At 66.6% G+C, this 24,748-nt stretch carries 19 protein-coding genes; 7 read left to right on the top strand and 12 right to left on the bottom strand.

From position 1 onward, the window contains the following. Positions 1 to 40: 40 nt before the first annotated feature. On the top strand, positions 41 to 649 hold the full coding sequence (locus KF903_RS01100; RefSeq protein ID WP_291209924.1) for a glutathione S-transferase N-terminal domain-containing protein: 609 nt from the start codon (positions 41 to 43) through the stop codon (positions 647 to 649). A gap of 74 nt (positions 650 to 723) precedes the next feature. On the opposite strand, the gene KF903_RS01095 is transcribed toward KF903_RS01100, so the two are convergent. From KF903_RS01095 to prpB, 3 genes are all read right to left on the bottom strand, one after another. Then, entirely contained in the window at positions 724 to 1,197 is a 474-nt protein-coding gene (locus KF903_RS01095; protein WP_291209923.1) for a hypothetical protein, read from the bottom strand. Positions 1,198 to 1,336: 139 nt separating this feature from the next. Next, a complete protein-coding gene (gene prpC, locus KF903_RS01090) occupies positions 1,337 to 2,488 on the bottom strand; it encodes a 2-methylcitrate synthase (RefSeq protein ID WP_291209921.1) in 1,152 nt (383 codons plus the stop codon). 14 nt (positions 2,489 to 2,502) lie between these two features. Continuing rightward, complete coding sequence (gene prpB, locus KF903_RS01085) at positions 2,503 to 3,387, bottom strand: methylisocitrate lyase (RefSeq protein ID WP_291209919.1); 885 nt, start codon at positions 3,385 to 3,387, stop codon at positions 2,503 to 2,505. A gap of 181 nt (positions 3,388 to 3,568) precedes the next feature. On the opposite strand from prpB, the gene KF903_RS01080 reads away from it, so the two are divergent. Further along, a complete protein-coding gene (locus tag KF903_RS01080) occupies positions 3,569 to 4,891 on the top strand; it encodes a dicarboxylate/amino acid:cation symporter (RefSeq protein WP_291209917.1) in 1,323 nt (440 codons plus the stop codon). Between the two features lie 121 nt (positions 4,892 to 5,012). Here the strand turns inward: KF903_RS01080 and KF903_RS01075 are convergent, their stop codons facing one another. From KF903_RS01075 to KF903_RS01055, 5 genes are all read right to left on the bottom strand, one after another. Next, positions 5,013 to 7,904: an EAL domain-containing protein gene (locus KF903_RS01075; protein ID WP_291209915.1), complete on the bottom strand. Its 2,892-nt coding sequence runs from the start codon at positions 7,902 to 7,904 to the stop codon at positions 5,013 to 5,015. 316 nt (positions 7,905 to 8,220) lie between these two features. After that, on the bottom strand, positions 8,221 to 10,296 hold the full coding sequence (locus KF903_RS01070; protein ID WP_291209913.1) for a S46 family peptidase: 2,076 nt from the start codon (positions 10,294 to 10,296) through the stop codon (positions 8,221 to 8,223). Positions 10,297 to 10,417: 121 nt separating this feature from the next. Continuing rightward, complete coding sequence (locus tag KF903_RS01065; protein ID WP_291209911.1) at positions 10,418 to 11,404, bottom strand: malate dehydrogenase; 987 nt, start codon at positions 11,402 to 11,404, stop codon at positions 10,418 to 10,420. A gap of 103 nt (positions 11,405 to 11,507) precedes the next feature. Then, positions 11,508 to 12,704, bottom strand: coding sequence for an aminotransferase class I/II-fold pyridoxal phosphate-dependent enzyme (locus KF903_RS01060; protein ID WP_291209909.1), 1,197 nt, complete (start codon positions 12,702 to 12,704; stop codon positions 11,508 to 11,510). Positions 12,705 to 12,787: 83 nt separating this feature from the next. Then, positions 12,788 to 14,242 (bottom strand): coniferyl aldehyde dehydrogenase, encoded by a 1,455-nt coding sequence (locus KF903_RS01055; protein WP_291209907.1) that lies wholly within the window; start codon positions 14,240 to 14,242, stop codon positions 12,788 to 12,790. Positions 14,243 to 14,322: 80 nt separating this feature from the next. On the opposite strand from KF903_RS01055, the gene KF903_RS01050 reads away from it, so the two are divergent. Together KF903_RS01050 and KF903_RS01045 are read left to right on the top strand one after the other, a co-directional pair. Next, complete coding sequence (locus KF903_RS01050) at positions 14,323 to 14,943, top strand: TetR/AcrR family transcriptional regulator (protein WP_291209905.1); 621 nt, start codon at positions 14,323 to 14,325, stop codon at positions 14,941 to 14,943. A gap of 68 nt (positions 14,944 to 15,011) precedes the next feature. Then, positions 15,012 to 15,272, top strand: a complete 261-nt coding sequence (locus KF903_RS01045; protein ID WP_291209903.1) for a GlsB/YeaQ/YmgE family stress response membrane protein — start codon at positions 15,012 to 15,014, stop codon at positions 15,270 to 15,272. Positions 15,273 to 15,316: 44 nt separating this feature from the next. Here KF903_RS01045 and KF903_RS01040 read toward each other — a convergent pair whose 3' ends face one another. After that, positions 15,317 to 15,844 (bottom strand): peptidylprolyl isomerase, encoded by a 528-nt coding sequence (locus KF903_RS01040; RefSeq protein ID WP_291209901.1) that lies wholly within the window; start codon positions 15,842 to 15,844, stop codon positions 15,317 to 15,319. A gap of 202 nt (positions 15,845 to 16,046) precedes the next feature. Here KF903_RS01040 and typA point away from each other — a divergent pair, with 202 nt between their 5' ends. The 3 genes from typA (at position 16,047) to KF903_RS01025 (ending at position 21,413) form a co-directional block, all read left to right on the top strand. Next, positions 16,047 to 17,879, top strand: coding sequence for a translational GTPase TypA (gene typA, locus KF903_RS01035; protein ID WP_291209899.1), 1,833 nt, complete (start codon positions 16,047 to 16,049; stop codon positions 17,877 to 17,879). 127 nt (positions 17,880 to 18,006) lie between these two features. Beyond that, positions 18,007 to 19,110 (top strand): choice-of-anchor Q domain-containing protein, encoded by a 1,104-nt coding sequence (locus KF903_RS01030; protein WP_291209897.1) that lies wholly within the window; start codon positions 18,007 to 18,009, stop codon positions 19,108 to 19,110. Positions 19,111 to 19,316: 206 nt separating this feature from the next. Then, positions 19,317 to 21,413 carry an EAL domain-containing protein gene (locus KF903_RS01025; RefSeq protein ID WP_291209895.1) on the top strand — a complete coding sequence of 699 codons (2,097 nt, stop codon included), beginning with the start codon at positions 19,317 to 19,319 and terminating at the stop codon, positions 21,411 to 21,413. A gap of 44 nt (positions 21,414 to 21,457) precedes the next feature. Here KF903_RS01025 and KF903_RS01020 read toward each other — a convergent pair whose 3' ends face one another. From KF903_RS01020 to KF903_RS01010, 3 genes are read right to left on the bottom strand one after another with little or no spacing between them, the layout of a single operon-like run. Further along, positions 21,458 to 22,849: a 3-deoxy-7-phosphoheptulonate synthase class II gene (locus KF903_RS01020; RefSeq protein WP_291209893.1), complete on the bottom strand. Its 1,392-nt coding sequence runs from the start codon at positions 22,847 to 22,849 to the stop codon at positions 21,458 to 21,460. 50 nt (positions 22,850 to 22,899) lie between these two features. After that, positions 22,900 to 23,430, bottom strand: coding sequence for a disulfide bond formation protein B (locus KF903_RS01015; protein ID WP_291210041.1), 531 nt, complete (start codon positions 23,428 to 23,430; stop codon positions 22,900 to 22,902). Between the two features lie 46 nt (positions 23,431 to 23,476). Continuing rightward, on the bottom strand, positions 23,477 to 24,637 hold the full coding sequence (locus tag KF903_RS01010) for a hypothetical protein (protein WP_291209891.1): 1,161 nt from the start codon (positions 24,635 to 24,637) through the stop codon (positions 23,477 to 23,479). Between the last annotated feature and the right edge of the window lie 111 nt (positions 24,638 to 24,748).

The following is a 24,748-nucleotide window of genomic DNA, read 5'->3' as shown; positions in this document are numbered from 1 at the left end:
TGCTTTGCGCACTCGACTTTCCACCACCCAAGGACATCCGATGAAACTGTATACCTCGCCAGGCGCCTGCTCGACCGCCGACCACATCGTGCTGGAATGGATCGGCAAACCCTACCAAGTGCAGGTTGTCACGCGCGAGATGCGCGCCACGCCCGAGTTCCGTGCACTCAATCCGGCTGGCGCGGTGCCCGTGCTCGAGGACGATGGCTGGGTCCTGACCCAGAACATGGCGATCCTGCACTACCTGACCGATCTCAACCCCGAAGCGAAACTCGATGGCGACGGCACCCCCAGGGGCCGCGCCGAAGTCAATCGTTGGCTGGCCTTCGTCAATGCCGACCTGCATCCGGCCTTCAAGCCGCTGTTCGGCGCCACCGCCTACCTCGACGACGCTGCCGCGATCGACAAGAGCAAGGACAATGCACGCGCGACCTTGCGCATGCTGTTCGGCCGCGCCAATGAGCAGCTCGGCAAGCACGAGTGGATCGCCGGCAAGACGCGTTCGATCGCCGACCCGTACCTGTTCATCACGTCACGCTGGACCAAGGGCGTCGGCGTGGACCTTGGTGGCTACGAACATCTGGCGCGATTCTGCGCCCGCATGGAAGCCGATCCGGCGGTGCAGAAGGTGCTCGCGGTCACGACCTGAACCGCGCACCCGGAATCGATCGCGCAGCCCCCGGCGGGGCTGCCGCGATCCTGCCGGGCCGAGCTGCTGCCGCCTCAGGCGATCGAACTGCGCACGATCGATTCCCACTGCGCGCCAAACTCGCGCGAGCGTGCCTTGCCGATCGCCGCGGCCAGGTCGGGCAGCAGTGCGAGCAGCTCGTCGATGCTGCCGCAGCGCTCGATGCGCAGCTGCATCATGAAACCGCGCATGCCCAGATACGCACGCACGCCCTCGGACATGAGGCCACTGAGCGTGATGTAGCGGATGGCGGCATCGGTCGGCGCCGGGCCTGCCGGGTCGGCGGGTGCCGCCTCGCCCTTGCCCGAACCCAGCGCAATGAGCCCCAACTGCTGCAACTGTTCGATCGCATCGCCCGGCGCATGCAGCGACAGCGCGAAATGCCGCAGTGTCGCCACGTCGCGCTGGCCGTCGATCAGCAGCAGCAACGAGCGCACCGCCGGCGGCAGCTTGTGTTGGCGCTGGCTGACTTCGGAACGGCCGATATCGGTCTTCACATAGGTCGTCATGACACCCCCTTGCAAACCCGCTCACGGCCAGTATTGGGGTGGTCCGCAGGGCAGTCAAGGCGACCCGGTGGCCTCGGCCGCAGGCGCCTGACGCGCCAGCGCGAGCGGTCGCGGCGCGGCCACCGCGCGGCCCCAGCGCTCAGCCGCGCTGGTCGAGCGGTACGAACGCGAGGTTTTCCGGGCCGGTGTAGTTGGCACTGGGGCGGATGATCTTGCCGTCGATGCGCTGCTCGATCACGTGGGCGCTCCAACCCGAGGTGCGCGAAATCACGAACAGCGGTGTGAACATCGCTGTCGGCACGCCCATCATGTGGTAGCTGACCGCGCTGAACCAGTCGAGGTTGGGAAACATCTTCTTGATGTCCCACATCACCGTCTCGAGCCGCGCGGCGATGTCGAAGATCCGCATGTCGTGCTGCGCGGCCGACAGCTCGCGCGCGACTTCCTTGATGACCTGATTGCGTGGATCGCCGGTCGTATACACCGGATGGCCAAAGCCGATCACGACTTCCTTGCGCTCGATGCGGGCGCGGATGTCGGCCTCGGCCGCGTCAGGCGTGTCGTAACGCTGCTGGATCTCCAGCGCGACCTCGTTGGCGCCGCCGTGCTTGGGGCCACGCAGCGCGCCGATCGCGCCGGCAATCGCTGAATAGATGTCGCTGCCGGTGCCGGCGATCACGCGCGCGGTGAAGGTCGAGGCATTGAATTCATGCTCGGCGTAGAGGATGAGCGAGGTGTGCATCGCCCGCACCCACAGCTCGCTCGGCGCGCGACCATGCAGCAGATGCAGGAAGTGGCCACCGATGGAATCGTCGTCGGTCTCCACCTCGATGCGCTTGCCGTTGACGGCGAAGTGATGCCAGTACAACAACATGCTGCCCAGGCTCGCCATGAGTCGATCGGCGATGTCGCGCGCGCCGGGATGGCTGTGGTCGTCTTTTTCCGGCAGCGCGCAGCCCAGTGCCGATACCGCCGTGCGCATCACATCCATCGGATGGGTGCCGGCAGGCAGGCTTTCCAGCACGGTCCTGACTGCAGCCGGGATGCCGCGCATGGCCTTGAGCCTGGTCTTGTACGCGGCCAGCTCGGCCCGATTGGGCAGCTTGCCGTGCACGAGCAGGTGGGCGATTTCCTCGAACTCGCAGCTGGTCGCGAAGTCGAGGATGTCGTAACCGCGGTAGTGCAGGTCGTTGCCGCTGCGGCCCACTGTGCACAACGCGGTATTGCCTGCGGCCACGCCCGACAGGGCAACCGATTTCTTGGGTTTGAAGGCGACAGCGGTCTCGCTCATGGCATGCTCCAGAGTCATTTTGTCGAAGCGAACAACTCATCGAGCTTGCGCTCGTAGTCGTGGTAGCCGAGGACGTCGTACAGCTCCTCGCGCGTCTGCATGGTCGCCACGGCGGCCGCCTGCGTGCCGTCGCGGCGGATCGTCTCGTAGACGTTGAGTGCCGCCTTGTTCATCGCGCGATAGGCGCCGCAGCAGTACAGCGCAATGTCGACGTTGGCTGATTTCAATTCGTCGGTCGTGAAAAACGGCGTCGAGCCGAACTCGGTCAAGTTGGCGAGGATCGGCACCTGCACCGCGGCCTTGAAGCGGCGGTAGTCATCCAGTGTCCGCATCGCCTCGGGAAAGATCATGTCGGCACCGGCTTCGACATAGGCCATCGCGCGCTCGATCGCGCTGTCGATGCCCTCGACCGCCGCCGCATCGGTGCGTGCCATGATGACGAACGAGGCATCGCTGCGCGCATCGACGGCGGCCTTGACGCGATCGACCATCTCGGTCGCCGGCACCACTTCCTTGCCGGGGCGGTGGCCGCAGCGCTTCTGCCCCACCTGGTCCTCCATGTGCACGGCGGCGACACCGACACGCTCGAAACTGCGGATCGTGCGCGCGATGTTGAAGGCGCCGCCCCAGCCCGTGTCGATGTCCACCAGCAGTGGCAGTGCGCTGGCCTCGACGATGCGGCGGGCGTCGATCAGCACGTCCTCCATCGTCGAGATGCCAAGATCGGGCATGCCCAGCGAGTTGGCGGCAACGCCGCCACCGGACAGGTACAGCGCGCGGTAGCCGACGCGCCTGGCCATCAACGCGGCATAGGCCGTTATCGTGCCGACCACCTGCAGCGGGTTTTCCTCGGCAAGGGCAGCGCGGAAACGCGCGCCGGCCGGTGCGATCGCAGTCATGGGAGCTCCCGTAAGAACGCCTATTCTAGCCGATCGCGTGGCACGCTCCCGCCCCGGCAGCCATGGCCGGCATGGAACGCGCGCCGGCTGCGCACCGGATCGAGCAGCGGCGCCGCGTCGCGATGCCGCAGCGCCTTCGCGGTGCGTGACTCCGGCGCGCCGGCCACGTACATTCGCGCCGATGAGCCAGCCAATGACACTCGCCAACCGCATCCTCATCGGCATGGGGATCGGCATCGTCGCCGCCGTCGCCACACTCGGGATCGGCCACTTCCACCCGCCCACGCTCGATTTCATGCGCAAGGTCGCAAGCGCGGTATTCGATCCGTTTGGCCAGGTGTTCCTGCGCATGCTGTTCTTCGTGGTGATGCCGCTGGTATTCGCCTCACTGACCGCCGGCGTGGTGCAACTGGGGCGGCCCGGGCGACTCGGGCCGCTGGCGCTGCGCACGTTTGCGGTGTTCTTCGCCAACATGGCCATCGGCGTGACGCTGGGCCTGGTGATGATGAATCTGCTCGAACCCGGCCGGCACCTGCCCACCGACGTCATGCAGCAGTTGCTGGCCGAGTATGGCGGCGCCGCCAAGGGCATTGCCGATCGCGGCGCGGCGCAGCCGACGATGAGCCTGGCGCTCATCGTCGACATGTTCATGCCGCGCAACCTTCTCGGCGCCATCACCGGCCACGAACGTGGTTCGATCGGCGAAGTGCTGCCGCTGATCCTGTTCGCGATCCTGTTCGGTGCCGCTGCCACCCAGCTCGTCGAGGCGCGCCGACAGCGCGTGCTCGAAGGCCTGGAGACACTGGCCCAGATCATGACGCGCATCGTCGATTTCGCCTTGCGCCTGGCGCCCTATGCGGTGCCGGCAATGATCTACAGCGTCATCGTCAAGGTCGGCCTCAGCGTGCTGGCGGCGCTGGCGTGGTTCGTCGTCGGCTGCACGATCGCGTTCGCGTTGCATCTGTTCGGCACGATGTCGCTGTGGATGCGTTTCCTCGCCAAACGCTCGCCGCTGCAGTTCTTCCGCCAGATCCGCCCGGTGCTGGTGACGGCGTTTTCGACCAGCTCGAGCAATGCCACGCTGCCCACTGCACTGGCGGCTGCGCGCGAGGACCTCAGGCTCAGCGAGAGCACGTCGAGCTTCGTGCTGTCACTGGGCACGACGATGAACATGAGCGGCACGGCCCTGTTCGAAGGCTGCGTCGTGCTGTTCATCGCCCAGGTCTTCGGGGTGGAGCTGTCCCTGACCCAGCAGACCATCCTCATGCTGATGGCCGTGCTCAGCGCGGTGGCCGTGGCCGGCATCCCGGGCGGGTCCCTGCCGCTCATTGCCGGCCTGCTGGCGACCTTCGGCGTGCCTCCCGAAGGCATCGGCATCATCATCGGCGTCGATCGCATCCTCGACATGATGCGCACCACCGTCAACGTCGGTAGCGACGTCGCCACTGCGGTGGTGGTCGATCACCAGATGCGCCGCGCCGGCCTCGTGGGCGGCGATGATTGACGCCTGACCGGCCGCACCACGCGGACGTGGCCACGTCCGCATGGCTCCGGTTCGGTGGCGGCGCGCGGCTTGCCGTTCGAACGCGGTCCGATGCGGCAGCGCGCTTGCCGCGACGGCGGTATCAGAGCGCGCCGGGCAGCGGCGCGGGCCGGCCGAGCAGGAATCCCTGACCGAACTCGCAACCCATGGCGCGCAACGCGGCATGCTGGCGTTCGGATTCGATGCCTTCGGCGATGACTTCGATCCCCAACGCTCGACTCAGCGCGAGGATCGCACCAACGATCGAGTGCGCAGTGATCTGGTTGTCGTTGAGCGACACCACGAATGAACGGTCGATCTTGATCATGCGCAGCGGCAGCGAATGCAGGTAGCTGAGCGAGGAATAGCCGGTGCCGAAATCATCGAGCGCCGCGCCGACGCCGAATGCGCGCAGGCGTTCGAGCGTGGCGTGCACGCAAATCGGATCATCGAGCAGCGAGCCCTCGGTGACCTCGACGATGAGCCGGCCCGGCGCCAATCCGCTGCGCTCGAGCATGGCCAGCAACCGCTCGTCGAAATCGTCGTGGCGCAGGTGCTGCGCGGCCACGTTGACGGTGACGAACGTGTGCGGGTCGCTGTGCCCGGCCATCGTGCGGCAGGCGCGCTCGAACAGTTGCCAGTCGATGGCTTCCATGAGGCCGGCTTCCTGGGCGGCCTTCACGAACAGGATCGGTTCGAGCACGCCACGGTCGGGATGATTCCAGCGCAACAGCGCCTCGTAGCCAACGATGCGACCACCATCGAGGCGCTGCACGGGCTGGAAATACGGCTCGAATTCGCCGCGCTGCAGGCCATGACGCAGCTCGGCCTCGAGCAGCAGCACGTCCATCATGTTGCGCGCGAGGGTGTCGTCGAATACGACATAACGATTGCGCCCGAATTCCTTGGCACGGTACAGCGCGAGGTCGGCTTCGCGCAGGATGTCGTCGGGCGTTTCGTGGCGCGGGTCGCCCACGGCGATGCCGATGCTGACCGAAGGTTCGATGTCACGTCCGGCCAGGTGCACGGGCCGGTTCAGGGCGGCCAGCAATCGCGCCGCGAACGCTGCCGCACTGGCGGCGGTGCGCGCATCGTCGAGCAATACGGCGAACTCGTCGCCGGACAGCCTTGAGACCAGATCGGCGCTGCCGGCACAACTGCGCAGGCGGTTGCTGATCTCCTTGAGGAAGCTGTCGCCGGCCAAGTGGCCGAGACTGTCATTGATGACCTTGAAGCGATCAACATCGAGGTAGAGCAGCGCGAACGCACCATCGGGATCGTTGCGCTCGCGTTCGAGCACGAACTCCAGTCGTTCGCGCAGCGCGCGACGATTGGGCAGGCCCGTCAGCGTGTCGTGCATGACCTGGTGCTCGAGCTGCTTCTGCATCGACTCGCGACGGGCGATCTGCTCGCGCAATTCGTGGGTACGCTCGAGCACGCGGCGTTCGAGATCGGTATTGGCCTGCTGCAAGGCCATGGCAGCACGGCGGCGCTGGATGCTGGTGGCGATCTGGGTTGCGACGAAGCCGAGCAGGTCGCGCTCGACCGGCCCGTAGGCCGACTCTTCGCTGTAACTCTGCACGACGACGACGCCGATGACATCGTCGCCGACCCGCAGCGGCACCCCAAGCCAGCACAACGACGGGCGACCGAAACGACCGACCTCGATCTCGCCGCGCATGCCGAGCTGGTCGAGCTCGCTGCGGCTGCCGAGCAGCGGACGACCGGTCCGCATCACGTACTCGCTCAGACCGCGGCCCACCTCGCGCGACACCTGGCGCCGCTCGCCGGCATCGACATAGTACGGAAAGTCGAGCAGACCCTTGTCCCCGGACAGCAGGCCGATGAAGAAATTGTCGGCGTTGATGAGCTCACCAACGGCCTCGTGCATGCGCTTGTAGAAGGTTTCCTCGTCGATGTCGACGGTGGCCAGCTGCGCAATGTGAAACAGGCTCGCCTGCAGCCGCTCGGCGCGCTCGCGCTCGACGATCTCCTGCTGCAGGCCGCGATTGGCCTGCGCCAGCTCCAGCGTGCGCTGGCGCACCTGGGCTTCGAGCTCGTCCTTGCGCTCCTTGCGCGCGAGCGCGGTGAGGATATGGCTGCCGACGAATTCGAGCAGGGTGCGATCCTCGTCGGTGTAGCGAATCCCTTCCTCGTAGCTCTGCACCACCAGTGCGCCATGCACCTGCCCTTCGCTGAGCATCGGCACGCCGAGCCAGTCGCGGCTGATCGGCCCCTTGCGGCGGAAGGTATCGGGCAGCATGGCCTGGATCTGCTCCATGCTGCCCATGATCGGCTGCCCGGTGACCAGCAGGTGCCAGGTCAGGGTGCCTTCGCAGGCCGCCAGCGGAATGTCCTCGCCAATCGGATTGTCGGCGTCGACCACGTCCGAGAAATACAGGAAACGCAGCGTCTGCCGCACGGGGTCGTGGCGCACGATGAAGAAATTGGCGGCATACATCAGCGTGCCGACGATGCCGTGGATGCGCTCCAGCATCTCACCCATGTCGAGCGTGGAACCGGCCAGGTCGGAGATCGCGAACAGCGCGCGCTGCAGCACTTCCGAGCGCAGCAACTGGCGGTGGGCGCGCTGCAACGAGGCGAACTTGAGCGCCTGCTTGAGGTGCGCGCCGATCAACGGCAGGAAGTCGGCCAGATCCTCGGCGCCGCGCGGCGGCCGCTCTCCGGCACAGCGCAGCAGCAGCAGCGCGCTGGGTGGCACGCGCAGGAACAGCGTGCTGCCACGCGCCTGGACGAGGCCGGCGCCGAGCAGGAACTCGGTGGCGGCGCCGAGTTCGGTCAGGTCGAGCAGCTCGAGATCGTTGCCGCACAGCAGGCGGTCGCTGTCGAGCCACAGCAGGACGACTTGCTGCGCATCGGTGAGCGTGCGCGCGAACGCCTCCACCTGCTGCGCCAGTGCGTGCGGAGAGGTCGCCTCGACCAGGCGCAGCATCCACGCCGACCCATCGGGCTGGATCTGCGTGCGTGCAAGCACGCTGTCGCCGGGCCTGCCCGCGGCAACTGGATCCCCTGCATCGCGATGTGCACCCGAACTTGCCAATCCGGCCCCTGCCCCGATGGCTGCGGTCTGCGCCACGCGCGCAGCCTACGCTGTTTGCGCCGCCGGCGCGACCGGCGCCGATACGCCCGCCGGTGGCATCGCCAAGACGAGCGCACCGGTGCCCGATCCTCGTCGCCGCGGTCCGGCCGGCGCGGCGCCGGGCGAGGTCAGACCGGGCGAGATTCCCGGCCCGGCATGTCTTGGCGCAGGCCGCCGTTCCCCGACCAGCGGGGAGCGGCGCCCCGCGCGATCAGCGCTTGCCCGCCGCCTCGATCTCATCGACCAGACGGTCGGCGTGGTAGACGTTGCGCAGCGTCTCGATAATCGCGCCGCTGTGCACCGAAACCGTACGGTTGAGGCGCTCGTCATACCAGTAGTTGCCGCCGAGCGAGTGGATGTTGCCGTCGAACACGAGGCCGACGACTTGTGCCTTGCCGTTGATGACGGGACTGCCGGAATTGCCGCCGATGATGTCGTTGCTGCTGACGAAGTTGTAGCGCTGGGCCAGGTTCAGGGCACCCTTCGCCTTGGCGTCGAGCCAGCTCTGCGGCAGCGCGAACGGATAGGCTCCGGTCGCGTGCTCGAACGCGCCGCCGATCGTCGTGAACGGTTCCACCGGCACACCCTTTTCGTCCCAGCCCTTGACCTCGCCGAACGAGAAGCGTTGGGTGAAGGTCGCGTCCGGGTAGACGCTGGTGCCGTACTTCTCGAAGCGCGCGGCGGCAATCAGCGCCGAATTGCTGTCGATGACCGATTCGACTTCGTTCTCGTAGCGCGCGCGGATTGCACGCGCGTCGCCATCGACCGCGCGAGCGAGCACGATGAACGGATCGTCGGATTTCGCGATCGCGTCCGCGCCGCCGTCCCACAGTGCCTTGCGCACCGCCGGATCGCCGAGCTTGCTGCCCTCGACCAGGCGCTTGGCCAGCGCTTCGGGCGACTCGTTGCCCAGCACCTTCTTGACGAACGCATCACCCGTGCCGAGGGTCTCGCGCAGCTTGGTCAGCGACCAGCCGAACTTGACCTGCTCGTAGTTCGCATAGATCGGCGCGGTCGAGAACAGGCGCTGGGTCAGCGCCGGCAGTTTCGAATCGGTGAATTCGCGCAGCCGCTCGGCATCGGGCTTGTTGCGCTCGGCGGCGCCGCGCACGAGCATGCGGGCATAGTCGTAGTAGCGCGTGTAGAAGCCGCGGCCACCTTCGAGGTAGCTGTCGCGATCGAGATTGTTGCGCTCGACGGCAACCGCCTCGGCGATCTCGTCCCACGCCGCACCATACTTCCGTTGGCGCGCCGGATCGGCGGCAACGAAGTCGCGCAGTTCGGTTTCCTGCGCACGCTTGAGGTTGAACACGGTCGGATCCTGCAGCGCGGACAGACGACCGCGCAGCACCTTGTAGGAATTTTCGGTAGCGAACAGGTCGCTCTGCGCAACGCGCCAATTCTCGGCGTTCTCGTTGCGGAACTGCGTCAGCAGGCCGCGACGCTCGGCCAGGAACAACAGGTACGAGACGAGCTCGTCGTCGCGCGCCAACTCGAGCTGCGCGACCGTGAGCTGGCGGTCGGTGCCGCCGGGGTTGCCGACGATGACCGTCATCTCGCCTTCCGCGGCGCCGTCCTTCGAGAACGGGAAGTAGTCCTTCGGCCGGACCGGCTTGCCGTTCTCGTACGCGCGCAGCAGGCCCATGTCGAGGTCGTAGCGCGGGAAGTTGAAATTGTCCGGATCGCCGCCGAAGAACGCGGCTTCGAGTTCGGGCGCAAACGCCAGGCGCACGTCCTGGATGCGGTGATACTGGTACAGGCTGAACACGCCGCCGTGATAGAGATCGACCACGTCGCAGCGCGTGCGCGCGCTGTCCTTGCCGGCACATTCCTTCTCGATCGCCGACTTGATCGCCTTCTCGGCCTTGCTGTATGCCTCACCGGACTTGCCCGCGGTCGCCGCCTTCACGCGCGCGGTGACGTCGCTGATCCGGTCGAGGCGGTTCAGCTCGATCTCCGGGCAGCGCAGCTCGTCCTTGGCTTCCTTGGCGAAGAAGCCATGCTTGATGTAGTCGTGCTCGGCGCTCGACAGCTGTTGCACGCAGGCATTGATGCAATGGTGGTTGGTCAGCACCAGGCCGTTGGGCGACACGAACGATCCCGAGCAGCCGCCGGCCAGGCGCAGCGCGGCCTTCTGCACGTGCTCGGCCCACTTCGCATCCGGCGTGAAGCCGTGGTTGGCCTGCACCCGTGCCTTGGGCAGGTTGTCCGGTGTCCACATGCCTTCGCCGGCGACCGCGCCGACACTGGCCAGCGCGAGCGCGAGGCAAACCACGAGCTTGTTCATCGATGTCTCCGTAGAGTGTGCACGCCCCGCGCGGCCTCGTCATGCCGGCAAGCCGGCATGACGGAGTCGAGGGCATCGGGTTGGATGGAATGGCGCGAGCGAGAGTCGCGCAGCCAGCGCGTCAGCGCCGGGCGAACAGGTGCTCGACGCCGGCACGTTCCTCGCGCAGTTCCTTGTCGGTCGCGTCCATGCGCGCGCGCGAGAACTCGTTGATGCCCAGGCCCTGCACGATCGCGTACTTGCCATCCTTGCAGGTCACCGGGTAGCCGTAGATCACTCCCGGCGCGATGCCGTAGGAGCCGTCGGACGGAATACCCATCGAAACCCAGTCGCCGTCGGCGGTGCCGAGCGCCCAGCTGCGCATGTGGTCGATCGCGGCCGAGGCGGCCGAGGCGGCCGACGAGGCGCCGCGCGCCTTGATGATCGCCGCGCCGCGCTGCTGCACGGTCGGGATGAACGTGTCCTGATACCAGGCCTGGTCGACCAGCTCCGTCGCGGCCTTGCCGTCGACGCTGGCGTGATGGATGTCCGGGAACTGGGTCGAACTGTGGTTGCCCCAGATCGTCATGCGCTTGACCTGGCTGGAGTGCTTGCCGGTCTTCTCGGCAAGCTGGCTCTTGGCGCGGTTGTGGTCGAGGCGCACCATCGCGGTAAAGCAGTTCGGATCGAGATCGGGCGCATTCTGCTGCGCGATCAACGCGTTCGTGTTGGCGGGGTTGCCGACCACCAGCACCTTGACGTTGCGCTTGGCGTGGTCGTTGAGCGCCTTGCCCTGCGGGGCGAAGATCGCGCCATTGGCCTCGAGCAGATCCTTGCGCTCCATGCCCGGGCCGCGCGGGCGCGCACCGACCAGCAGCGCGTAGTCGACATCCTTGAAGGCGACATTGGCGTCATCGGTGGCGACAACGCCGGCCAGCGTCGGGAACGCGCAGTCGTTGAGCTCCATCACCACACCCTGCAGCGCCGGCAGTGCCGGGGTGATCTCGAGCAGGTGCAGGATCACGGGCTGGTCGGGGCCGAGCATGTCGCCGGCGGCGATGCGGAACAGCAGGGCGTAGCCGATCTGGCCGGCAGCGCCAGTGACGGCGACTCGAACGGGAGCTTTCATGACGATACCTCGGAGTGAAAGGCTGGGACGGGGAAACGGGGGACGGCACGCCGGTCACGCCACGGCACCGCTGCCGCGCGGCGACCGGCACGCTGCACCGGCCTCATTTCAGCTCGGCAAAGAACTCGGCGATGCGCGCCATGCCCGGTTGCAACTGCTCCACCGGACAGGTGTAGGAAATCCGCAGCGCATTGGGGTCACCGAAGGCCGAGCCCGGCACGCAGGCCACGCCCTTGGCTTCGAGCAAGGCGTTGCAGAAGTCGACGTCGTTGCCGATGCGCTGGCCGCCATGGCTCTTGCCGAATGCGCAGGAAATGTCGGGAAACACGTAGAACGCCCCTTGCGGCTGCGGGCAGGCCACGCCCGGGATCGCGCGCAACGCGGCCACGACCTGGTCGCGGCGCGCCTGGAAATCGGCGCACTTGCGCTCGGGCACGTCCTGCGGCCCCGCCAGCGCGGCGACTGCAGCGGCAGTGACGATCTCGGGCAGGTTGGTGATGTGGTTGGAGTTGAGCGTGGTGAAGGCCTGCGCGACGCTTTCGGGCGCGGCGATGAAACCGACACGCCAGCCCGGCATGCCGTAGGTCTTGGACAGCGAGTCGACCTGGATCGTGCGCTCGCGCAGCTCGGGCCGCGCGGTGACGAAATTGTGATAGCCGACGCCGTCGAACACCATGCGGTTGTAGATGTCGTCGCAGATGATCCACACGTCCGGATGCTTGACCAGCACCGCGGCCAGTGCGGCGATCTCCTCGCGCGTGTAGACCATGCCGGTCGGGTTGCAGGGGTTGTTGAACAGGAACACCTTGACCCCCGCCAGCGCCGCATCGAGCTGGGCGGGCGTGAGCTTGTAGTCCTGGCTTGCCGGACACGGCATCAGCCGCATCTTCGCGTCGACGATCTCGGCGATGTCGACATAGGTGGTCCAGTACGGCACGGCGAAGGCGATCGTGTCGCCCGGGTCGAGCAGCGCTTCGGCCAGGTTGTACAGCACATGCTTGGCGCCGATACCGACGGCGATGTTCTTGCGCGTGTAACCGTCCAGCCCGCTGCCGTGCAGATGCGTGAGGAAGGCGTCGAGCAGGACGTCGGCGCCGCGGTTGGAACCGTACTGGCCGCTGTCCCTCGCCAGCGCCTCACGCGCGGCAACGTAGACATGTTCACCCGGCAGGAAATTGGGTACGCCGATCGAGAAACTCACGATGTCGCGGCCGGCGGCCTTGAGTGCCTTGGCCTTGTCGGCCACGGCCATGATGGCACTGGGTTTGGCGCGCCCCATGCGCGTGGCAAGTTTGGGCATGACGATCCTGCTCGAAGGGGAAAATGCGGCAACTGGCAACCGCCAATTCTAGCACAGCGCAGCAGCCGCCCTGCCGCGCTGGCTCATGAAATCCGCGCCAGAATCCTGAGCATTTTCTCGGTGAAAGGCCCGTACGGTGGATACAGCAGGCTCACGCCGGACCAGCGCGACTGGATGAACACGGGCTTTTCCTTCGAGAACTGGCGAAAGCCGAATTCGCCGTGGTAGTGCCCCTGCCCCGATGGACCGACGCCACCGAACGGCAACGACTCCTGCGCGATGTGCAGCAGCGTGTCGTTGATGGTGACGCCACCGGCAACCGTGCCTGCCAGCACGCGCTCGCGTGCCGCGCGATCGCGGCCGAACCAGTACAGCGCGAGCGGCCGCTCGTGTGCATTGACATGATCCAGGGCCGCCTGCGCATCGTCGACGGCGACGACCGGCAGCAGCGGGCCGAAGATCTCCTCCTGCATGACGCGCATCGAGTCATCGACGTCGAGCAACAGCACCGGCGCCAGCTTGCGCGTGAGCGCATTGCCGCCGCCGGCGTCGCCAGCCAACTCGACGAGCTGGGCGCCGCGCGCACGCGCATCGGCGAGAAGCTCCTGCAGACGCTGGTAGTGGCGCTCGTTGATGATGCTCGTGTAGTCGGGATTGTCATGGATCGTGGGATACAGGGCCGCAACCGCACGACGCAGCTCGGCGACGAACTCATCGCGCAGCGCGCGCGGCACCAGCACGTAGTCGGGCGCGATGCAGGTCTGACCGGCATTGAGCAGCTTGCCGAAGGCCAGCCGCCGCGCGACCAGCGCAAGGTCGGCCGAGGCATCGACGATCGCCGGAGACTTGCCGCCGAGCTCGAGCGTCACCGGGGTGAGATTCTTCGCCGCCGCCTGCGCCACGCTGCGACCCACTGCGGTCGAACCCGTGAACACGAGATGGTCGAACGGCAGCGCCGCAAAAGCCTTGCCGACCTCGGCATCGCCGATCACGACGGCGACTTCCTCGGGCGCGAACGCGGCCGCGATGCGCTGCGCCAGTACCTGCGAAAAGCGCGGCGTGAGCTCGGATGGCTTGAGCAATGCACGGTTGCCGGCCGCCAGCGCCCCCACCAACGGTGCCAGCGCGAGCTGCAGCGGGTAGTTCCACGGACTGATGATGCCGACCACGCCCAGTGGCTGGCGCAGCAGGCGCGAACGGCCAGGCCAATAGATCGGCGACGTCGGTACGCGGCGCGGTTTCATCCACGATTTCAGCTGGCGCCGCGCGTGGCGCAGCGCGCTGCGCGTGAACACCGCTTCGGCAAGGATCGTCTCCACCCGCGAGCGGCAGCCGAAATCGCCGGCGATGCTGGCCGCGAACTCGCGCTCGGCGTCGGCGTCGAGCAGGCGTTCGAGCCTGGCCAGTCGATCCAGGCGCTGTTCGCGCGAGGGCTGCATGTCGCGCGCGAAGGCCTGCTGCTGGGCGCGCAACAGCGCCTGCAGGTCATGGCCTGCGGCGACAACCGGTGTCGAGTCGGGGGCAACGACGGCGACCATGGCACGTCTCCGGAGCGGGGGATGCTTCACCCTAATGCCCGATGTTGACGCTGTCAACATCGGCCCGCTAACCTTGCGCGATGAACAGCACGCTTCGATCGCCACCCGCCCGCGCAGCGCGCACGGCCTACCATCACGGCGAACTGCGCCAGACCCTGCTCGACGCCGCCGCCGACTTGCTTGCCAACGGTGGCATCGACGCCGTCGGCATGCGCGAGATCGCGCGCCGCGCCAGTGTCTCGCACGCAGCGCCCTACCGCCACTATGCGAGCCGCGAAGCCTTGCTGGCCGACCTCGCCGCAATCGGCTTCGAGCAGCTCGCGGCCCGCTTTGCCGCGCTGCCGCCGCTGGCGACGCCCGACCGGCGCCTGGTCGACATGGCGCGTGCCTACGTCGACTTCGCGCGGCAACAGCCGCAATTGTGGCGGCTCATGTTCGGCAACGCCCTCGACAAGCTCGAGTATCCAGCCCTGCTCGAGGCCTCACGCCTTGTGCTGGCGACCTTGCGCGCGACGGTCGAGGCGCTTGGGGTGCCGGCCCCGGCGACACACCAGACCCTGGCCGCCTGGGCCTTCGCGCACGGTGTGGCGCGGCTCGTCCTCGATCATCGTCTCGATGCCCACCTGGACACGCCGATCGACGCCGACGCGCTCGTGCAGGAGGCTGCACGGATCTTCCTGCGCGGCCTGCGCACGCCGTGACCAATCGTCACAACCGGTACATGCGCGCAGCGCTACAGTCGCCCAGTTCCTGACAGCGCGGAGGTTCCATGTACTGGTTATGGATGTTCGTGATCGGCCTGCTGGTCGGCATCGTCGCCAAGTTCCTCATGCCGGGCCGCGACCCGGGCGGCTTCATCGTCACCGGCCTGCTCGGCATCGGCGGCATGTTCGTTGGCGGGTTCCTGTCCAACCTCGTGTTCGGTACCGGTGCGATCGGTGGCCCGATCCAGCCTTCCGGCTTCATCGGCGGCGTGATCGGCGCACTGATCCTGCTGGCCATCTACCGCGCGGTGAAGCGCCGCGCCTGAACCGGCGGGGCGCTGCGCCAACGCGCGGCGCCCCTCCAACCGCCTCAGCGCGCCTTGAAGCCGGCGGCGTCGAGCGCGGCGTTCCACTGCTCGATGCGCGGCTGCTGCGCCGCGAGCAGAGTGCTGGCATCGCCCTCGATGCGGATCGACTCGATCCTGTCGCCGCCACGGATCTGGTCGACGACGGCCTTGTCACTGGCGTCGACCACGGCGCCGAACACCGTGTGCTTGCCGTCGAGCCACGGCGTCGCGACGTGGGTGATGAAGAACTGGCTGCCATTGGTGCGCGGGCCGGCGTTGGCCATCGACAGCACGCCGCCACGGTCATGCCTGAGATCGGATCGTGTCTCGTCCTCGAACTGGTAGCCGGGGCCGCCGGTGCCGCTGCCATGCGGGCAGCCGCCCTGGATCATGAAATCGGCGATGACGCGGTGGAAGTTGAGGCCATCGTAATAGCCGCGTTGGGCGAGATTGACGAAGCTGGCGACCGTGACCGGCGTCTGCTGCGCATGCAAGCGCACGCGGATCAGGCCCTTCGAGGTCTGGATGTTGGCGATGAGGTCGTTGCTCATGGTGCGATCCCGCAGCGAAAAGGACGTGGATGATACCCGAGCCGCGCGTCCTGCCCGCTGGCGCCGGTGCCGTGCCCGTCCCGGCGCTGAACCGCCCCCGCGCCGGCTGCGATGGAATTTGCTGCAGTGCGGGCGCACAGACCCTATAATGTGCGGCTCCCCTTTCCATCCAGGCGGGCCTTTGCGGGCGCCGCCCATTCGCATGTCCATCGAAAACCTGCGCAACATCGCCATCGTCGCCCACGTCGACCACGGCAAGACCACGCTCGTCGACCAGTTGCTCAAGCAGTCGGGCACGCTCAGCGAGCGCACCGTGCTGGCCGAGCGCGTGATGGACAGCAACGACCAGGAAAAGGAACGCGGCATCACGATCCTGTCCAAGAACACCGCGATCAACTGGCGCGGCAACCGCATCAACATCGTCGACACACCCGGCCACGCCGACTTCGGCGGCGAGGTCGAGCGCGTGCTGTCGATGGTCGACTCGGTGCTGCTGCTCGTCGATGCCATGGACGGGCCGATGCCGCAAACGCGCTTCGTGACCCAGAAGGCGTTCCAGATGGGCTTCAAGCCGATCGTGGTCATCAACAAGGTCGACCGCCCCGGTGCACGACCGAACTGGGTGCTCGACCAGACCTTCGACCTGTTCGACCGCCTCGGCGCCACCAACGAGCAGCTCGACTTCCCGGTGATCTACGCCTCGGGCCTCAACGGTTATGCGGGGCTCGACGAGGGCGTGCGCTCGGGCGACATGACTCCGCTGTACGAAGCGATCATGCAGCACGTGCCCAAGCCGCCGGTCGACAGCGATGGCCCGTTCCAGATGCGCATCAGCCAGCTCGACTACTCCAGCTACGTCGGCCTGATCGGCATCGGCCGCATCCAGCGTGGCAAGGTGCGCACCAACATGCCGGTCAGCGTGATCGACCGCAACGGCGTCAAGCGCAATGCGCGCGTGCTGCAGGTGCTGGGCTTCCTCGGACTCGAACGCAAGGAAGTGGCCGAGGCCGAGGCTGGCGACATCATCGCCATCAACGGCATCGAAGGCCTCGGCATTTCCGACACCGTCTGCGCGCCCGAGGCGCCCGAGCAGCTGCCGGTGCTGACCGTGGACGAACCGACCATCAGCATGACCTTCCAGGTCAACAACTCGCCATTCGCCGGCACCAAGGACCACAGCGGCGGCAAGTTCCTCACCAGTCGCCAGTTGCGCGACCGCCTCATGCGCGAAACGCTGCACAACGTCGCCCTGCGGGTGGAGGACACCGACGATCCGGACAAGTTCAAGGTGTCGGGCCGTGGCGAACTGCACCTTTCGGTGCTGATCGAAACGATGCGCCGCGAAGGCTACGAACTTGCGGTGTCGCGCCCCGAAGTCATCATCAAGGACATCGGCGGCGTGCCGAGCGAGCCGATCGAGCAGCTTGTGGTCGACATGGAGGAGCAGTACCAAGGCGGCGTGATGGAGCGCCTCGGCATGCGGCGCGGCCAGCTCACGGGCATGGAGCCCGATGGCAAGGGCCGCGTGCGCCTCGATTACATGATCCCGGCGCGCGGACTGATCGGCTTCCAGACCGAGTTCCGCACGCTCACGGCCGGCACCGGCCTGCTGTTCCACGTGTTCGACCACTATGGCCCCAAGGCCGAAGGCGCGATCGCCAAGCGCCCCAATGGCGTGATGATCTCCAACGGTCAGGGTCAGGCACCGGCCTATGCGCTGGTCGGTCTGCAGGAACGTGGGCGACTGCTGGTCGGCGAAGGCGACGACATCTACGAAGGTCAACTCGTCGGCATCCATGCCAAGGACAACGACCTCACGGTCAATGCCCTGCGCGCCAAGCAGCTCACCAATATCCGTGCGGCCGGCAAGGACGACAACGTGCAGCTGACGCCGCCGATCCGCATGTCGCTGGAGCAGGCGCTCGAGTTCATCGAAGAGGACGAACTCGTGGAAGTCACGCCCAAGTCGATCCGTTTGCGCAAGAAGCATCTGACCGAAAACGACCGCAAGCGCGCCTCGCGGCAGGCGGCGTAGTCAACGCACCTCCAGTTCGCGGGGTTTGCCGCAAACCCCGCGCCAACCGATTGTGGCGGCCCCGGCCGGCGATTCGCGTTGGGGTTTTCACCGCCGAACTGCGTATCAGTCCCCCCGGAAGGTCCGTGTGAACGGGTCCATCGGGAAGTTCGCCGTGCTGAAACACCTTGCCACCTCTTTGCTGGTCCTGGCGTCGGGCGCCGCGCATGCGGCCATTTTCTGCCCCGGCAACGAAGCCGATTTCCGCCAGGCACTGGCGACGGCGGCGACAAACGGGGAGAACGACGAAATCCGCCTGCGCGTCGGCACCTACTACACCGGCGGCGTGAAGTTCTCGATGACCTCGACCGAAGCGAAAAGCCTCGCGATATCGGGCGGCTGGTCGGACTCGCTCACCCTGTTCTGTTCGATCCAATCGCCCTCGGCATCGGCGACCATTCTCGATGGGCAGCACATCACGGCCGTACTCGATATCAGCGCCTATGCCTTTGGTAGTGGCAGTGCTGCGGCAACGGTGTCGCTGAGCAACCTCACCCTGCGCAATGGCTACACCAACACGAACGGCGAAGCCGCCGGATTGCTGATCGGAACGGGCAACCAGACCCTGCGCCTCCAGAACACGATCCAGACCGGCCATGCGCACAATCTATACGGATCGATCTACAACAACGCCGTCACGCTGATCGGCTACGGCGACGTTTACGTCGTCAACAATGCGCTGAGCAGCCTGAGCAGCAAATACGCCAACCTCGGCATTTTTACCGTCAACGCAAGCCAGACGGTGTTCCTCACCAACAACACGCTTTCGCTCGCGGGCGCGGGCTTCAATACCCTGCTCGATGCGAACAACGGCACCGCGTACCGCATCGTCAACAATGCGATCGTCACGGCCGGCGGCTACGGCTTGGCTTTCAACAGCCGCAATGCCAGCGACCTCATCCGCACCTGGATGTACAACAACATCGGCACCTACAACGTCAACGGCATGTTCAACGGCATCGCGCCGCAGGCCGACGTCGGAAATTTCCCGAACGTCGATCCCAAATTCGTCAGTGCCACCGATCTGCGTCCCGCCGCGGGATCGCCGCTGGTCAACCTCGGCCTGAACTCGCCTTACGGCGGCGTTCCGTCAATCGATCTGGACGGCAACCCGCGCGTGGACCTGGGCATCATCGACGTCGGCGCATATGAATCCACGCGTGAAAGGATCTTTGCCAACGGCTTCGATTGATGCGCGGGCGCGCTGCTGCCATGCACGCCATGGGTCCACATCGCGTATCCACACGCACCGCCCTGCGGGGTCGCGCCAGGAAGCCCTGCTGGCGGGCGCCATGGAGTTGGCACGACAACGCCGCCCCCCTGCCGCGGCAGCGCGAAGTGTGGTAAATCGGCACGCGGGGAGCGATGGCGCAAGCGGTGTCATCCATGATGCGGGGCATGTCCAACCCATTCACCAGTGATCCACACGCGGCGGCGCAAACCGACGCGGCCCAGTCTGCCTGCGTTCCCGCTGCCGGCGCGCTGCCGGTGCCTGCCCTGCCTGGTCTCGACTCCGAACGGATCGCCACGCTGTCGCGGCTGTGCAATCCGATTTGGATTTTCGATATCGACGCCTCGCGCGTGCACTGGGCCAATGAGGCCGCGCTGGGAGTCTGGCGGTCGCCATCGCTGGCAGAACTGACCACGCGCGACCTGGGCAAGGACATGTCCGAATCAGTCGCGCGCCGCCTGCGCCAGTACCAGCTCGATTTCGCCAGCAGCGACGCGCGCTTCAGCGAACTGTGGACGTTGTACCCACGCGGCATCCCACGCACGATGCGCGTGATGTTCAGCGGCATACGGCTGGACGATGGTCGCGTAGCGATGCTGTGCGAGGCACTGGGCGAGCAGCAGGCCGATCCGGAAACGCTGCGCAGCGCGGAGGCCCTGCTGCACACGCCGGTGATGATCACTCTCTACGACCAGCGCGGTGTGGCGCTGTATCGCAACCCGGCTGCCCGCCATGACGTGGCCAGCGCCAGCAGCATGCTGCAACAGCACTTTGCCGACGCGAGCGAAGGCGCCGGGTTCGTCAATGCGTTGCGCAGCGACGGATCGGCGCTGCAACTGTGCCGGGTCAACAGCGCGGCCGGAGAGCGTTGGCACCGCATCTCGGCGCGCCGTTGCCGTGATGCAGTCAGCGGGCATGAGGCCTGGCTGTTCAGCGAGATCGACGTCAGCGACCTCAAGCGCGTCGAGGCACACGCCAATTACCTGGCCATGCACGACTCCCTGACCGGGCTGCCGAACCGCCATTTCATCGAGAGAACGTTCCGCGAACGCATCGACGAACTGCGTCCGACCGGCAAACAGGCGACGCTGATCTTCATCGACCTCGACAATTTCAAGAAGATCAACGACTCGCTCGGCCATACGGCGGGCGATCAGTTGCTGCTGGTCATGGCTGGCCGCTTGCGTGAAGCGGTGGGCGGCAACGATCTCGTGGCACGCCTGGGCGGTGACGAATTCATGATGTTCGCCAGCAGCGACGACGCCGCAACGACCGCGCATGTGCTGTGCCAGCGCCTGCTGAAGATCATCGCCCAGCCGCTCAAATTGGGCCACCACGAAGTGACCGTGACCGCATCAATGGGCGTGGCCCTGTATCCGCGCGACAGCAACGACCTGGGCGCGTTGATGCGACAGGCCGATCTGGCAATGTACAGCGCCAAGGATGCCGGCGGCGGCACCCTGGCCTTCTACTGCGAATCGATGCTGGCCAAGGCGCAGTCGAGGCTCACCCTCGAGATCGAACTGCAGCGCGCCCTCGATCGGCGCGAATTCGTGCTGCATTACCAGCCGCGTCACGACGTCATCACGGATCGGGTGGTCGGAGTCGAGGCGCTCGTGCGGTGGAATCACCCACAGCGTGGCCTGGTCGCGCCAGTCGAGTTCATTCCGGCATGCGAGGAGACCGGCCTCATCGTGCCGCTCGGCGAGCAGGTGCTGATGCAGGCCGTCGACTGCCTCGCACGCTGGCAGCGCAGCGGCATCGTGGCGACGGTCGCGGTCAACCTTTCACCTCGCCAGTTCAGCAACAGCGCGCTGATCGCCAGCTTGCGCCGCGCCATCGACACCAGCGGTTGCGACCCCACCGGCCTGGAACTGGAAATCACCGAATCGGTTCTGCTCGGCAACGACGCCGCGACACTCAAGCTCGTGCACGACCTGCGCGCACTCGGTTGTGGCGTGACCGTCGACGACTTCGGAACAGGCTATTCCAACCTCGCCTACCTGCAGCGGATTCCGCTGACCTGCCTCAAGGTCGACCGCTCGTTCGTCGCCCAGGCGGCGCCGACTCGACCGCTGGCCGAAGTCATCATCGCCCTGGGGCACATGCTCGGCCTGCGCGTGGTCGCCGAGGGTGTCGAGACCGAGGAGCAACTGCAGTGGTTGCGCACGACTTCGTGCGATGAGTTCCAGGGTTTCCTGCGCGCACCTGCGCTGACCGCCGCCGAGCTCGAGCGCTACATCACCGGCCACGCTCCAGCCTGACGTCGCGCTCATCCTGAGCGCCGATTGCCGGCCTGCGATTGGCCTCAGGCGCCGCCGTGACCGCGCTTGCGCACGATCAGCATCGCCAGTTCCAGCGACTGCTCGTAGTTGAGTCGCGGGTCGACCTGCGACTTGTAGGCGAGCGCGAGGTCATCCTCGGTCAGACCTCGGGCGCCACCGAGGCATTCGGTGACGTTCTCACCGGTGAGCTCCAGATGCACCCCGCCCAAGTGGGTCCCGGCCGCCGCATGCACGTCGAAGGCGGTTTCGAGTTCGGCGCGGATATTCTTGAAGCGGCGCGTCTTGTAGCCATTGGCGACGGCCTCGGTATTGCCGTGCATCGGATCGCACACCCACAACGGACTGCGCCCCTCGGCCTTGATCGCTGCCAGCAGTGCCGGCAGCGCGACATCGATCTTGGCAATGCCCATGCGGTGGATCAGCGTGAGGCGTCCCGGTTCACGCTCGGGATCGAGCACGTCGCACAGGCGCAGCAACTGGTCGGGCGTCACCGACGGACCCAGCTTGATTGCGATCGGATTGCGGATGCCGCGGAAGTATTCCACATGCGCGCCGTCGAGCGCCGCCGTGCGCATGCCGATCCACGGGAAGTGCGTGGACAGGTTGAACCAGCCCTGCTGCCGTGGCACCTGCCGCGTGAGCGCCTGCTCGTAATGCAGCAGCAACGCCTCGTGCGAAGTGTAGAAGTCGATGCGCTGGTAGCTGTCGATGCTGTTGCCGGCCAGCGTCTCCATGAAGCGCAGCGACTGGCCGATCGATTCGACCATCGCGCGGTATTCGTTCTGCAGCGGCGAATGGTCGACCCAGGCCAAGTCCCAGTATTCGGGATGGTGCAGGTCGGCAAACCCGCCGTCGATGAGGCCGCGCACGAAATTCATCGTCATCGCCGAATGCGCATGGCCGCGCACGAGGCGCTGCGGATCGGCGCGGCGCGCCTGCGCGGTGAAGGCGCTGTCGTTGACGAGATCGCCGCGATAGCACGGCAGCGTCTCGCTGCCGCGGGTTTCGGTGTCGGCCGAGCGCGGCTTGGCATACTGGCCCGCAAAGCGCCCCACGCGCACCACCGGCAGCTGCAGGCCATGCACGAGCACGAGGCTCATCTGCAGCATGACCTTGAGCCGGTTTGAAATCAGCGGCGAGGTGCAGTCGTCGAAACTCTCGGCGCAATCGCCACCCTGCAGCAGGAAGCGCCGGCCGGCGGCCGCTTCGCCGAGCAGCTTCTTGAGCGCGAGGATTTCCCACGAGGTCACCAGCGGTGGCAACTGACCCAGCTTGTGCAGCGCCTGCGCCAACTCCAGCGGATCATCATAGGTGGGCTGTTGCAGGCTTGGGCGCGTCTGCCACGACGCGGGCTCCCAGTCGGATGCCAGTCGCGTCGTCTGCGGACTCATGTGTGCCTGCGCCAACTGGTTCATGATTGCTGCACCGCGGAAAATTCGATCATGCCACAGCTTCCGGGTCGCGCCTACTGGCCGAAAATCCTCGTTGTGCGCTTGCGGAAACCAGCCCACAAGGCGGCACCGCCAAGGCTCAGATACGAGATCAGCGTCCAGCCCGGCATCGTGATGCCAAGCAGACGCCAGTGCGAATCCGAGCAGTCGCCCGATGCCATGAAGGCTTTGCGGATAGCCTGCGACAGCGGAAAGCGGTTATCGAACAGAGTGTAGAAGTCCATGCCGCAGGACGCGAACGGATCGGGCGGAGAAAACTGCATATGCAAATGATCAATCGCGATGGCGGCGCCGATCGCGGCGAACACGGCGACCAGCAGCGCGTAGATGCGGCGACCGAGGGCGCCCGGTCCGTGCAATGCGCCGAGCAGGAAGAACAGGCCCATGCCGACGAAGGCACCGCGCTGGAACATGCACTTCGGGCACGGCGTGATGCCCTGGTGCAGCTCGACCCAGAAATAGGCATAGGCGACCAGCGCCAGGCTGATGCCCGCGCCAAGCAGGTACTGGGCGCGGAAGGGCCATCGGAAAGGATTGAGTCTCATGTCCACTCCACGAACTGCGAACGTCCAAGTCTAGGTGGCAACCGGGTCAAAGGAAAAGCCGCTGCGCGACGACCCCGCGCATGATCCAGCACGTCAGCAACAGCCAGCCGCCGAACGTGGCCCATTCGATGCGCCGCGACGCCTGTTCGCGCAACGCCAGCCACAACACCAGCGGCACCATGACGTAGCGCAGCTCGATCAACCATGAGGCGGCCAGGAACAACGCCGCCAGCACATGCAGCCAACGCGCCCGCGCCGGCCGCAGCACGGTCGCTGCCAGCGCCGCCGCGCCGGCCGCGGCAAGCAGCGCCGCCAGCGCGCGCAACCACGGCTCCTGCACGATCGCCTGCACGAGGCGATTGTGCAGGTAGAAGTCGGGCAGTACGCCGTTGTACGGATTGCTGGCGGCGAAGCCGAACCAGAACCCGGCCAGCGCCGCCAGCGCCAGCAACGGTGGCCACGGCCGCTGGCAGCCTGCGCGCAAGCTGCGCACCAGTGCCGGCACGACCTGCAGTGGCAGCAAGGCGCCGAGGACCGCCAGCGCAAGCAGCACATTGCCGGCATGCAGGCTGAGGTCCGGATGCAGGGCGGCCTGGCTCGGCGACAGCGAAATCGATCCGTGACCGAGCCAGAAGGCCGCGAAGCCACCCACCGGCAACAGGTACGGCGCCAGCAAACGCAGGCTCGCACGCCACTCGACGATGGCGTCACGCAGACTCGTCTGCGGCAAGGCGAGCACAGCCAACAGGCCACTCCACAGCACCAGATGCTGACGCACGGCGACCAAAGCCAGCAGCAACAGCGCCGCCAGCCAATGGCGCGCCGACACGCTGGCCCAAGTCGCCCACAGCAGGAGAGCGAGCGCCAGCACGTCGGTGTAGGCGACGAAAAACAGCGGCGCCAGGATCGGCAGCGCGAGCATCTGGGCGGTGGCCAGCGTTTGCGTGCCAGGCCACAGCCGCGTACGCAAGGCATGGAAGCCTGCCGCCGCACACAAGCCAAACGCGGCGCTGGCCAGGCGAGCGCCTTGCAGCGACACCGCGGCCGACACCTTGAGTAGGGCCGCCACCAGCAGGTGGTAGCCGGGAAGCGTGGTCAGTTCCGGCAACAGCCGCCAGTCGCCCTGGGTGAACAGCCAAACCTGCGAGTAGTGCGTGATCTCGTCGGTGCAGGGACCGAGCCAGCGCATCGCCACGATGGCCGCCACGTACAACAGCCCGGCACCGATGCCGAGCAGCCAGTTTTCGCACGGCGTGCGCCGCGCGGACTCCAGAAACGAAAAACCCCGGACAGGCCGGGGCTTTTCGGGAACTGGCCG

This window comes from Dokdonella sp., from assembly GCF_019634845.1.
Taxonomy (GTDB): domain Bacteria; phylum Pseudomonadota; class Gammaproteobacteria; order Xanthomonadales; family Rhodanobacteraceae; genus Dokdonella_A.
The sequence above is the reverse complement of the archived record's forward strand: the minus strand, read 5'-3'. Positions and strand labels throughout refer to the sequence as shown.

Bases quoted from the DNA above. Each gene is read 5' to 3' on its own strand.
- KF903_RS01100 (WP_291209924.1), top strand. From the start codon at position 41: ATGAAACTGTATACCTCGCCAGGCGCCTGCTCGACCGCCGACCACATC.
- KF903_RS01095 (WP_291209923.1), bottom strand. From the start codon at position 1,197: ATGACGACCTATGTGAAGACCGATATCGGCCGTTCCGAAGTCAGCCAG.
- prpC (WP_291209921.1), bottom strand. From the start codon at position 2,488: ATGAGCGAGACCGCTGTCGCCTTCAAACCCAAGAAATCGGTTGCCCTG.
- prpB (WP_291209919.1), bottom strand. From the start codon at position 3,387: ATGACTGCGATCGCACCGGCCGGCGCGCGTTTCCGCGCTGCCCTTGCC.
- KF903_RS01080 (WP_291209917.1), top strand. From the start codon at position 3,569: ATGAGCCAGCCAATGACACTCGCCAACCGCATCCTCATCGGCATGGGG.
- KF903_RS01070 (WP_291209913.1), bottom strand. From the start codon at position 10,296: ATGAACAAGCTCGTGGTTTGCCTCGCGCTCGCGCTGGCCAGTGTCGGC.
- KF903_RS01065 (WP_291209911.1), bottom strand. From the start codon at position 11,404: ATGAAAGCTCCCGTTCGAGTCGCCGTCACTGGCGCTGCCGGCCAGATC.
- KF903_RS01060 (WP_291209909.1), bottom strand. From the start codon at position 12,704: ATGCCCAAACTTGCCACGCGCATGGGGCGCGCCAAACCCAGTGCCATC.
- KF903_RS01055 (WP_291209907.1), bottom strand. From the start codon at position 14,242: ATGGTCGCCGTCGTTGCCCCCGACTCGACACCGGTTGTCGCCGCAGGC.
- KF903_RS01050 (WP_291209905.1), top strand. From the start codon at position 14,323: ATGAACAGCACGCTTCGATCGCCACCCGCCCGCGCAGCGCGCACGGCC.
- KF903_RS01045 (WP_291209903.1), top strand. From the start codon at position 15,012: ATGTACTGGTTATGGATGTTCGTGATCGGCCTGCTGGTCGGCATCGTC.
- KF903_RS01040 (WP_291209901.1), bottom strand. From the start codon at position 15,844: ATGAGCAACGACCTCATCGCCAACATCCAGACCTCGAAGGGCCTGATC.
- typA (WP_291209899.1), top strand. From the start codon at position 16,047: ATGTCCATCGAAAACCTGCGCAACATCGCCATCGTCGCCCACGTCGAC.
- KF903_RS01025 (WP_291209895.1), top strand. From the start codon at position 19,317: ATGTCCAACCCATTCACCAGTGATCCACACGCGGCGGCGCAAACCGAC.
- KF903_RS01020 (WP_291209893.1), bottom strand. From the start codon at position 22,849: ATGAACCAGTTGGCGCAGGCACACATGAGTCCGCAGACGACGCGACTG.
- KF903_RS01015 (WP_291210041.1), bottom strand. From the start codon at position 23,430: ATGAGACTCAATCCTTTCCGATGGCCCTTCCGCGCCCAGTACCTGCTT.